Raw genomic sequence first — 11200 nt, forward strand, 5'->3', positions numbered from 1 at the left:
GCCTCTGTTGGTAGCACTGGCGATTCTTATGACAGCGCGCTAGCGAAACCATCAATGGTTTGTACAAGACCGAAGTCATACGGCATCGCGGTCCTTGGCGCAGTATCGAAGAAGTGGGATTTGCTACATTGGAATGGGTGGATTGGTTCAACAATCGAAGACTGCTGGATGCAATCAGATATGTCCCACCGGCAGAATTTGAAAAGGCGTATTATCGCCAACAGGAAGAGTCAGCTGATGCAGCTTGACTCAAGAAAACATGTCTCCTGAAAATCTGAGGCGATTCACTGATTTAATTCCGGGGTTGTTTCGTTTTTATTCCGTGTTTATCCCCTCGCTTACAAATGGGGAGTAAAAAAATTGTGCCTCCTTGCTTGAAATTCTGAGTAATAACCCCTATTATTAGCACTCATAGCTAGTGAGTGCTAAATTTATTTTTTGTAATGTTGCCAATTGTCTCGGGACTCACAAGAATAAAGTGCAAATACTTTGAAAATTTCAAGTTTTTAATTTTAATAGGAGAAAATAGTATGAAAATTCGCCCTTTGCATGATCGTGTTATCGTCAAGCGATTAGAAGATGAACGTAAAACCGCATCAGGTATTGTTATTCCAGACAGTGCAGCAGAAAAACCTGATCAGGGTGAAATTCTGGCTGTAGGAAAAGGAAAAGTTGGAGATGATGGAAAGATTCGTCCATTGGAAGTTAAGGTTGGCGATAAAGTATTGTTTGGTAAATATGCTGGGCAGTCTGTCAAGGTTCAAGGCGAAGAGCTTTTGGTCATGCGGGAAGAAGATATTATGGGCGTGATTGAAGGCTAAGAGTGTCAATTCAATAACCCACAAAAGATAATGTGTTGAAAGATTAGGAGAAAAGATATGTCAGCAAAAGAAGTGAAATTTGGTGATTCAGCGCGCCATAGAATGGTGGCTGGTGTTAATATTTTAGCCGATGCAGTAAAAGTAACATTAGGACCAAAAGGTCGCAATGTTGTGTTGGATCGTTCTTACGGTGCGCCAACTATTACTAAGGATGGTGTTTCGGTTGCTAAAGAAATAGAACTGAAAGATAAATTTGAAAATATGGGTGCGCAGATGCTGAAAGAAGTAGCCAGCAAAACTTCTGACGTGGCCGGTGACGGTACTACCACTGCGACTGTATTAGCTCAAGCTATTGTTAAAGAAGGTATGAAGTATGTTGCTGCAGGCATGAATCCAATGGATCTCAAACGCGGGATTGATAAAGCAGTTACCGCAGCCATTGGTGAATTGAAGAAACTTTCAAAACCTTGTGCAACGGCTAAGGAAATTGCTCAAGTTGGTAGTATTTCAGCAAATTCTGATGATGAAATAGGCAAGATCATTGCAGATGCAATGGAAAAGGTTGGCAAGGAAGGCGTGATCACCGTGGAAGATGGGTCAGGGCTGCAAAATGAGCTTGAAGTAGTTGAAGGTATGCAGTTTGATCGCGGCTATCTTTCTCCTTACTTTGTAAGTAGTGCAGAAAAACAAATAGCTTTGCTGGACAATCCTTTTGTTCTGTTACACGACAAGAAGATTTCTAACATACGCGATTTGTTACCGATACTGGAACAAGTAGCCAAAGCGGGTAAACCACTATTGATTATTGCTGAAGATGTGGATGGTGAAGCACTGGCAACTTTAGTCGTGAATAATATTCGTGGCATTCTTAAGACTTGTGCGGTTAAAGCGCCAGGTTTTGGCGATCGCCGTAAGGCCATGTTGGAAGATATTGCAATTCTAACAGGTGGCACTGTCATTGCTGAAGAAGTTGGTTTGACTTTAGAAAAAGCCACACTGAATGATTTGGGTCAAGCCAAACGCATTGAAGTGGGTAAAGAAAATACGACTATTATTGATGGCGCAGGTAATGGCGGCAACATTGAAGGTCGCGTTAAGCAGATTCGTACTCAGATAGAGGAAGCCACCAGTGATTATGACAAAGAGAAGCTGCAAGAGCGTGTAGCTAAGCTTGCTGGTGGGGTCGCATTGATTAAAGTCGGAGCAGCTACTGAAGTTGAAATGAAAGAGAAAAAAGCGCGAGTGGAAGATGCATTACATGCCACACGTGCTGCGGTAGAAGAAGGTGTTGTTCCTGGTGGTGGTGTGGCATTGCTACGTGCTATCCCGGTTGTCAAGCAGGTTAAAGGAGACAATCACGATCAGGACGCCGGTATCAAGATTGTTTTACGCGCTCTTGAAGAACCATTGCGCCAAATTGTAATCAATTGCGGTGATGAGCCATCCGTTGTGGTTAACAAGGTCGCTGAAGGCAAGGGCAATTTTGGTTACAATGCAGCAACAAGCGAGTATGGAGATTTGGTGGCGATGGGTGTTTTGGATCCAACAAAAGTTACGCGTTATGCTTTGCAGAATGCAGCTTCGGTTGCAAGTTTAATGTTAACAACCGATGCGATGGTGGCTGAATTGCCTAAGGATGAATCAGGTGCCGCGAATGGCATGGGCGGTGGCATGGGTGGTATGGGTGGTATGGGCGGCATGGATATGTAAGTATTGGTATTCATACCTACGCTACTCAGTATTTTGATATAAAACAGACTCCAATATTTCATTGGAGTCTGTTTTTTTATGTTTATTGAGCTGAATGAGGGAATAAAGATACTTATTAAGGTGTTCTATTTCTCTCTCAAGATACTTTATCGTGATAAATTCTAAATTATGAATAAATTAGAAAACTATTCGGCACCGAAAGATCTGCTTAAAGATCGTGTAGTGCTCATCACGGGGGCTGGGCAAGGTTTGGGGCGTGCTGCAGCGTTAACCTATGCGAATTACGGGGCTACGGTGATCTTGCATGGCCGCAAAGTAAAAAAACTGGAATCTGTTTATGATGAGATTGAAGCTATCGATAAAGCGCAAGCTCTAATTTATCCATTGGATTTTGAACAAGCTGAAGAAGCTGATTTTGCGGTGATAGCGCAGGCCATCGAACAGCAGTTGGGACGTTTGGATGGAATATTGCATAACGCTGCATTTCTACATGGTCTCAGCCCGCTAGAAAATCAAACTGTTCAGCAATGGCGAACGATGCTGCAGATTAATTTGATTACTCCTTTTGCCTTGACTAAAGCATGTCTTCCTTTGTTAAAAGCTTCTCCTGATGCCAGTGTCATAATGACGTCAAGTTCTCACGGACATAAGCCATCGGCCTATTGGGGGGGATTTACAGTGGTGAAAGCAGGTATTGAAGCATTAGTAAAAGTACAAGCCGATGAATGGGAATCCATGCCAAATTTGCGGATCAATACAATTGTACCAGGCATCGTTAACTCACCGCAGCGCGCTAAAACTCACCCAGGTGAAATTAAGCAAACGATGCGGCAACCTGAAGATTTGATGACAACTTATTTATATTTTATGGGACCAGATAGTAAAGGAGTGAGTGGTCAAACAGTCCCTTGTTATACAGAGTATTGAATGATCTGGCTGCGGTTAACGAGATTAAAAGGTATAATCGCTAAGCTAAAATGAAATGCGAAAGTGGCGGAATTGGTAGACGCACCAGATTTAGGTTCTGACGCCGAAAGGTGTGGGGGTTCGAGTCCCCCCTTTCGCACCATTTGGAATTTGTATGTTACCGCAAAGCTTTTTATTCGATAATCTCAAGAAATAATGATCGGATAGTATTGTAATATATTGAAAAATATTTAATCAGTCAGGAACTTTAATGGGATCAAATGTAGAAAACCTCAGTACACTAGAACGTTGCTTTGATATTACAATTTCTCTGGAGAAATTGCAGGATGAAATTGAAAATCGCTTAAAACGGCTAGCGAAGACAACCAAATTACATGGTTTTCGTCCTGGAAAAGTTCCATTAAAAATAATTACTCAAATGTACGGTGCGCAAGTCCAACAAGATGTATTAAATGACGCTGTGCATAAAGAATTTAAGGATACCGTCAATGAGCATAATTTACAGGTTGCCGGGTACCCGCGTTTTGAAGCAAAAGTAACAGATGATAACGAAATACGCTATACGGTCAGTGCAACATTTGAGGTCTATCCTGAAATAGTTTTAGGCGATTTAAGCAAGCAAAATATCGAACGGCCTACTGTGCAGATTGGGGAAACTGATATTGATAAAACCTTGGATATGATATGTAAGCAGCGCGTGATTTATGAACCAGTTAGCCGCTCGGCAAAAAAAGGAGACCGTGCTAAGATCGATTATCATGGGGTTATTGATGGTGATGATTTTGATGGTGGAAGGACTGAAGATATTCAATTGATAATCGGAGACGGAAAGTTCTTAAAGGATTTCGAAGCTTCGCTGATTGGCATGAAAGCGGGAAACAATAAATCATTTGATGTTGTTTTTCCGGAAGGTTACCATGGTAAAGATATCGCTGGAAAGACCGCTACATTTGAAGTAAAACTAAAAGAGCTGGAAGAACCGATATTGCCTAATGTAGATGCAGATTTTGCCAAGTTACTGGGTATACCCGACGGAGATATAAAAAAATTGCGTGAAGGAATACAGAGAGATCTTGAGCGTGAAGTTTCAAAGCGAGTTAGATCGAAGATTAAAGAGCAAATTATGCAAGCATTTTTAGATACTGCTCAAATTGAAGCACCTAATATTTTAATTAATCAGGAAAAAGATCGATTAATGCAAAATGCGAGAAGTGACCTTGAGGCGCGAGGGATGAAAGCGAAAGAAATACCACTTACGTCAGACTTTTTTAAAGAAAAAGCAGAATATCGCGTTAAACTGGGTTTGATTCTGGCAGAACTTGTAAAAGTGCACGCTCTTAAGGCCACGTCCGAACAAGTTCGTAACATAATTGAAGATGCCGCACAAAGTTATGAGAATCCAGAGCAAGTAGTCAAATGGCATTATGCTTCTGCAGAACGTTTGCAAGAAGCAGAGTCATTAGCTCTGGAAGAGAATGTAGTAAATTGGGCGCTCGAAAAAATTAAATTAATTGATAAAACTGTGACATTCGATGAGCTGATGGGAATATCCTAAGATGACGCGACTATCTGATAACATTCATGATTTAGAGCCTAAGAATTTGGGTTTAATTCCTATGGTGATAGAAACAAGCGGGCGAGGGGAGCGTGCTTATGATATTTATTCGCGCTTATTAAAGGAAAGGGTGGTGTTTCTGGTAGGCCCTGTTACGGAAGCTACAGCGAACTTGGTTGTAGCACAATTTTTATTTCTTGAATCTGAGAACTCAGAGAAAGACATACATTTTTATATTAATTCACCAGGTGGTGTGGTGTCGGCTGGTTTGGCCATTTATGACACAATGCAATATATCAAACCGGATGTAAGTACCTTATGTATCGGTCAAGCGGCAAGTATGGGAGCATTGTTGCTAACTGCGGGTGCAAAAGGGAAACGGTATTGTTTGCCTAATTCACGTGTAATGATCCACCAACCGCTAGGAGGATTTCAAGGACAAGCCTCTGATATTGAGATACATGCACGTGAAATACTCTATCTTAAAGCTCGATTAAATGAGATTATGGCAAAACATGCCGGGCGTCCAGTGTCTGATTTAGAAAAGGATACAGATCGTGATAACTTTTTGAGTGCAGTTGAATCTGTAAATTATGGCCTAGTTGATGCAGTATTAACACATAGAGATGAAAGTGCGAATTAAGCGAAATACTTGTAAGAAATTGTTCCATAAAGGGTATTTAAACTCGATTACTGTAGGATAATAATATGCCAGACAAAGCTAGTAGCGAGAAACTTCTTTACTGTTCTTTTTGCGGCAAAAGTCAACATGAAGTAAGGAAACTTATTGCCGGTCCTTCTGTATTTATTTGCGATGAATGTATTGATCTTTGCAATGACATCATTCGTGAAGAAATGCAAGGTGATGAAGCGACAAAATTAGTCAAGTCAAATTTGCCGGTGCCTCGGGAGATCTGCCAAATACTGGATCAATATGTAATTGGGCAAGAATCAGCAAAAAAGATACTTTCCGTAGCGGTTTATAATCACTATAAACGCCTGAAGAACGTAGCAAAATCAGACGACACTGATGATATTGAGCTTTCAAAAAGTAATATTCTACTTGTTGGTCCGACTGGTTCAGGTAAAACACTGCTCGCACAAACCCTGGCTCGGCTTTTAGATGTTCCTTTTATCATGGCAGATGCCACAGCTTTGACTGAAGCAGGATATGTTGGTGAAGATGTTGAAAATATTATTCAGAAATTGCTTCAGAAATGTAATTACGATGCTGAAAAGGCGCAGCGAGGTATCGTGTACATAGATGAAATAGATAAAATCTCACGTAAATCGGACAATCCTTCAATTACACGTGATGTTTCAGGTGAGGGCGTTCAGCAGGCGTTATTAAAATTAATTGAAGGAACCATTGCTATGGTTCCTCCTCAGGGTGGAAGAAAACATCCTAATCAAGAATTTATTCAAGTTGATACTACCAATATTTTGTTTATTTGTGGTGGCGCATTTGATGGTCTTGATAAAGTGATCAGAGCGCGAACCGAAAAAGGTGGAATTGGTTTTGGTGTGGATGTAAAAAACCATACTCGAAAGGATATGAATGAAGTCTTACAGCAAGTAGAGCCAGAAGATTTGGTTAAATTTGGCTTGATTCCTGAATTTGTAGGACGCCTACCTGTTGTAGCTACATTAGAAGAACTTAACGAAGCTGCATTAATTCAGATACTAACGGAACCCAGAAACTCACTGGTTAAGCAATACTGGAAGATGTTCAACATGGAAGGTGGCGTAGACCTAGAATTTCGTGAGCCTGCACTCAAGGCAATAGCGAAAAGGGCTTTGACACGCAAAACAGGTGCGCGTGGATTACGCTCAATTCTGGAAGAAATATTGCTGGATATTATGTATGATCTCCCATCATTAGAAAACGTTTCTAAGGTCGTCATTGACTATAATTCGACTAATGAGGATATTAAACCGTTATTAATTTATTCTGACCAACCCAAGATTGCCAAACGCTCTAAATAATTGACCAAAATACTAATCAATATTATTTAAGTTGATAAATCGATTCGAGAGACAGAAACATAAGAGAAAAACACATTTTATACATGATATGAATATTTCAGTCTTATATTTAATACTAAGTAATAATGCAGATATTTTTTCTATGGTTCGCTTTTTTTAAGATAATGAGCCGTTTCTTTATCGCCTCTCAGGACTAGGTTTATTATTCGTGTTATTAAAAACAAATATGTATATTTAACACCTCTATTTTAGTATTTGTGCTTGGCAGATATATGCTAATGTAAATTTATATTACCATCTTGAATTTCTGATTAGTGCATATATTTTATCAATCAGTTGTGAATTTTATAAATGAGTAGATATGACCTCTTTGATCGAGAATTCTGAGCAATTGATACTGCCTCTCCTACCATTACGTGATGTGGTTGTTTTTCCGCATATGGTTATACCGTTATTTGTAGGAAGGCAGAAATCTATTAAAGCACTTGAACTTGCAATGGAGTCGAATAAAAATATTCTACTTGTTGCTCAAAAAATAGCATCTAAAGATGATCCTGCACCTGAGGATCTCTATGATGTATGTAGTATAGCCAGCTTATTACAGATGCTAAAACTGCCTGATGGCACAGTTAAGGTACTGGTAGAGGGTAATCATCGTGCTCGCATTCTCGATTTAATTGATTCTGAAACTCATTTCTCTGGAAGAGCATCGCAAGTATTGCTTGATATAACAGAAAACCCTGAAGCAGAAGCTACGCGGCGCGCCATTCTGACCCAATTCGATCAATATGTAAAACTTAACAAAAAAATTCCATCAGAGATTATTACCTCGTTGGGCGGCATAGATGATGCTGGACGGCTAGCCGACACAATTGCCGCTTATTTGCCCTTAAAACTTGAGCAAAAACAGGAAATTCTTGAAATTTTTGATGTATTAAAACGCCTGGAGCACTTGCTGAGTTTGTTGGAAACCGAATTAGATATCCTGCACGTAGAAAAGCGTATCCGCGGTAGAGTTAAACGGCAGATGGAAAAAAGTCAACGTGATTACTATCTAAATGAGCAAGTAAAAGCAATCCAGAAAGAATTAGGCGAAGGTGAAGATGGTGCAGATATAGATGAAATTGAGAAAAAGATTAAATCTGCTCAAATGCCTAAAGAAGCAAACAATAAAGCTGAGTCAGAATTAAAAAAACTTCACTTGATGTCTCCGATGTCTGCAGAAGCAACAGTAGTGCGTAATTACATTGACGCACTTGTAGCACTGCCCTGGAAAAAGAAGAGTAAGATCAATCATGATTTAAAGGCAGCAGAAGCATTGCTTGAGAAGGATCACTACGGTTTAGAAAAAGTCAAAGAACGGATTGTTGAATATCTAGCTGTTCAGCAACGTGTGAATAAGATGAAAGCACCGATTCTATGCCTCGTCGGGCCACCAGGCGTTGGTAAGACTTCACTTGGGCAATCAATTGCACATGCTACGAACAGAAAGTTTGTACGCATGTCATTGGGTGGCGTACGAGATGAAGCTGAGATACGCGGTCATAGGAGAACCTATATCGGATCAATGCCAGGCAAGATATTACACAATATGAGTAAGGTTGGCGTTAAGAACCCATTATTTTTACTTGATGAAGTAGATAAAATGGGTATGGATTTTCGTGGAGATCCATCTTCTGCCTTACTGGAAGTTCTTGACCCAGAGCAGAATAATACGTTTGTGGATCATTATATTGAAGTGGAATATGATTTATCCGATGTTATGTTTGTGGCAACAGCGAATACTCTAAACATTCCCCCAGCTTTACTTGATCGCATGGAAGTAATCCAATTATCGGGGTATACAGAAGACGAGAAACTGAATATAGGCACACGTTATTTATTAACCAAACAGATGCACAATCATGGCCTCGAGAAGAATGAGCTAGCCGTTTCAGATTCTGCATTGCGGGATATTGCTCGTTATTACACAAGAGAAGCGGGTGTAAGAGCAATGGAACGGGAAATTTCAAAAATCTGCCGAAAAGCTGTAAAAGCAATGTTGCTAAAAAAGGGAAAAAGCAAAATAATTGTTACATCGCGTAATTTGGATAAATTCTTGGGTGTAAAACGTTTCACATATGGTATTGCAGAAGAAAAAAATCAAGTAGGGCAAGTAACTGGACTAGCTTGGACAGAAGTAGGTGGTGAGCTATTGACTATTGAAGCTGTAGTATTACCTGGAAAAGGAAAAACCATTACTACCGGAAAACTGGGTGAAGTTATGCAGGAATCTATTCAGGCTGCACTTTCTGTAGTTAGAGGACGTTCTCAGTTATTAGGTATCGCGGAAGACTTCTATCAGAAAAATGATATTCATATACATCTTCCGGAAGGCGCAACACCGAAGGATGGACCAAGCGCAGGTATAGGAATTTGTGTTGCGATGGTGTCGGTTCTGACAAATATTGCTGTGAGAGCGGATGTGGCTATGACAGGAGAAATTACTTTAAGAGGTGAAGTGCTTCCGATAGGTGGATTAAAGGAAAAATTACTAGCTGCACATCGAGGTGGAATTAAGGCTGTGATTATTCCTGAAAAGAATGTAAAGGATTTAACTGACATTCCTTCAAATGTAAAAAATCAACTGACTATATATCCCGTTAAATGGATAGATCAAGTACTTGATCTAGCACTGGAACACAAGCCAGAGCAGCTACCTACTGACAGTGCACAGTCGGCTTTACAGTCAGCCAGTGAGGAAAAACTAGTAGAATCCCCAATCAAACATTAAGTTATAGATTCTATTTTTTTGGTATGAAAAGATATTTTAAATTAACCTAAATTCTGCAAACAGCGGAATATGATCTGATAATCGTTTCCATGGTAGACCGTTGAGATGATTATTACAGCTGATAACACTGAATCCGCGGTAATAGATGCGATCCAGTGATAATACAGGAAACCAAGAAGGAAAGGTGCGCGCATACGCGCCATGGGTCATTTTAAAAACTTCCTCAACGCCTAAGTCCCGGTTTAGATAGTGTTCAGCACGGCCACGCCAATCATTGAAATCTCCGGCGATAATCAGTGGTTCATCGGAGGGAACATGGGAGTTGATGCGTTTTGCTAGCGTTAAAAGTTGACGCTCTCTTTCATGCCCGAACAATCCTAAGTGTACACAGATGATATGAACTTTCTGATGAATTCCAGGAACTTGTACTGTCCCGTGTAAAAGACTACGACTGGCTGATCGTAATATAGAAACATTAATATTCTCCCATTCAATTAAGGGATATTTACTTAAGATCGCGTTACCATGATGCCCTGATCTATAAATAACATTCTTACCGTATGCATAATGATGCCAAACTTGATCTGCAAGAAATTCAAATTGTCGATTGTTGGGCCAATCATCAAATTGATTATTGGAAATATTGCATTCACCGTGTATTTCTTGTATAAAAATCACATCGGCATCGATATGGCGCAATAAATTCTTTATCTCATGAAGGATAAATCGAAGATTGGTCGCACTAAAACCCTTGTGGATGTTATAGGTTAAAACTTTTAGTGATGCCCTAGACATACGGTTCCTGAATTTAGGTGACACTCATAAGTCAAATAAAGAGAACTTATTACTTGAGTCTACATAATATAATGACTATTGAATTCTTATAGCTAATTTTGTCAAGTATAATAGCAAATGGAGTACCAGTAATAACACGGATGCTTTTAAATGGCAAATTTAAACGAATCTAGGGTAGCGTCTCAGTTTGATTTATAGTTCAACCAAAATATTCAAATCATCCATAAAAACACTTCGAACATTAGCGTTCTGCAGGATATTGAAAACCCCCCTGGCTTTTCGGATATCGTTTTCATGCAAGATTACCTGAGCATGTCCGAAATATTTGAATTTGAATTTGAATTTGAATTTTAACTTGAGCGCTGCCGGTGTCACTTCTTCGGCATAATGCTTTTTCTCAAACAAGCAAAAAGCCAAAACAAAAATTGGATAGCTTTGATCAATGGAAGTAAGACTATGATCGACACTTTCATCTACAAAAACTATGTAATCGTCAAATGTAGTCACTGAAGAAAAGAAAAATTAATAATTCTTCAAGGCTATGTCACCGTTAATTGTTGAACGTCATTCATACCCAATGCGGCAAGCAAAACTGAGCGTGGAGACAAGGAACCATGAGCACGATCAATCAGT

General features: G+C 39.7%; 9 protein-coding genes, 1 tRNA gene and 1 pseudogene. 9 read left to right on the top strand and 2 right to left on the bottom strand.

All coding sequences use genetic code 11. The annotated features are described in order from the left end of the window. From ACH10T_RS09050 to lon, 9 genes and pseudogenes are all read left to right on the top strand, one after another. Positions 1 to 248 (top strand): annotated as a pseudogene (locus ACH10T_RS09050) (integrase core domain-containing protein); the annotation flags it as partial. 282 nt (positions 249 to 530) lie between these two features. Further along, a complete protein-coding gene (gene groES, locus ACH10T_RS09055) occupies positions 531 to 821 on the top strand; it encodes a co-chaperone GroES (protein WP_103965655.1) in 291 nt (96 codons plus the stop codon). 57 nt (positions 822 to 878) lie between these two features. Then, entirely contained in the window at positions 879 to 2531 is a 1653-nt protein-coding gene (gene groL, locus ACH10T_RS09060) for a chaperonin GroEL (RefSeq protein ID WP_394808964.1), read from the top strand. Positions 2532 to 2699: 168 nt separating this feature from the next. Further along, a complete protein-coding gene (locus ACH10T_RS09065) occupies positions 2700 to 3458 on the top strand; it encodes a YciK family oxidoreductase (RefSeq protein ID WP_394808965.1) in 759 nt (252 codons plus the stop codon). 57 nt (positions 3459 to 3515) lie between these two features. Beyond that, positions 3516 to 3600, top strand: a tRNA-Leu gene (locus ACH10T_RS09070). Positions 3601 to 3708: 108 nt separating this feature from the next. After that, positions 3709 to 5013 (top strand): trigger factor, encoded by a 1305-nt coding sequence (gene tig, locus ACH10T_RS09075; RefSeq protein WP_394808966.1) that lies wholly within the window; start codon positions 3709 to 3711, stop codon positions 5011 to 5013. A gap of 1 nt (position 5014) precedes the next feature. After that, positions 5015 to 5656: an ATP-dependent Clp endopeptidase proteolytic subunit ClpP gene (gene clpP, locus ACH10T_RS09080; RefSeq protein ID WP_394808967.1), complete on the top strand. Its 642-nt coding sequence runs from the start codon at positions 5015 to 5017 to the stop codon at positions 5654 to 5656. Between the two features lie 65 nt (positions 5657 to 5721). Further along, positions 5722 to 6999, top strand: a complete 1278-nt coding sequence (gene clpX / locus ACH10T_RS09085) for an ATP-dependent protease ATP-binding subunit ClpX (RefSeq protein ID WP_394808968.1) — start codon at positions 5722 to 5724, stop codon at positions 6997 to 6999. 361 nt (positions 7000 to 7360) lie between these two features. Beyond that, positions 7361 to 9772, top strand: coding sequence for an endopeptidase La (gene lon, locus ACH10T_RS09090; RefSeq protein WP_394808969.1), 2412 nt, complete (start codon positions 7361 to 7363; stop codon positions 9770 to 9772). A 36-nt stretch (positions 9773 to 9808) separates the two neighbouring features. Here the strand turns inward: lon and ACH10T_RS09095 are convergent, their stop codons facing one another. Both ACH10T_RS09095 and ACH10T_RS09100 read right to left on the bottom strand, forming a co-directional pair. Beyond that, entirely contained in the window at positions 9809 to 10567 is a 759-nt protein-coding gene (locus tag ACH10T_RS09095) for an endonuclease/exonuclease/phosphatase family protein (RefSeq protein ID WP_394808971.1), read from the bottom strand. A gap of 192 nt (positions 10568 to 10759) precedes the next feature. Beyond that, positions 10760 to 11074: a DUF3800 domain-containing protein gene (locus ACH10T_RS09100; protein WP_394808970.1), complete on the bottom strand. Its 315-nt coding sequence runs from the start codon at positions 11072 to 11074 to the stop codon at positions 10760 to 10762. Between the last annotated feature and the right edge of the window lie 126 nt (positions 11075 to 11200).

The organism is Nitrosomonas sp. (assembly GCF_043753625.1).
GTDB lineage: Bacteria > Pseudomonadota > Gammaproteobacteria > Burkholderiales > Nitrosomonadaceae > Nitrosomonas.

Coding starts and splice junctions, on each gene's coding strand:
- groES (WP_103965655.1), top strand. CDS start 531: ATGAAAATTCGCCCTTTGCATGATCGTGTTATCGTCAAGCGATTAGAA.
- groL (WP_394808964.1), top strand. CDS start 879: ATGTCAGCAAAAGAAGTGAAATTTGGTGATTCAGCGCGCCATAGAATG.
- ACH10T_RS09065 (WP_394808965.1), top strand. CDS start 2,700: ATGAATAAATTAGAAAACTATTCGGCACCGAAAGATCTGCTTAAAGAT.
- tig (WP_394808966.1), top strand. CDS start 3,709: ATGGGATCAAATGTAGAAAACCTCAGTACACTAGAACGTTGCTTTGAT.
- clpP (WP_394808967.1), top strand. CDS start 5,015: ATGACGCGACTATCTGATAACATTCATGATTTAGAGCCTAAGAATTTG.
- clpX (WP_394808968.1), top strand. CDS start 5,722: ATGCCAGACAAAGCTAGTAGCGAGAAACTTCTTTACTGTTCTTTTTGC.
- lon (WP_394808969.1), top strand. CDS start 7,361: ATGACCTCTTTGATCGAGAATTCTGAGCAATTGATACTGCCTCTCCTA.
- ACH10T_RS09095 (WP_394808971.1), bottom strand. CDS start 10,567: ATGTCTAGGGCATCACTAAAAGTTTTAACCTATAACATCCACAAGGGT.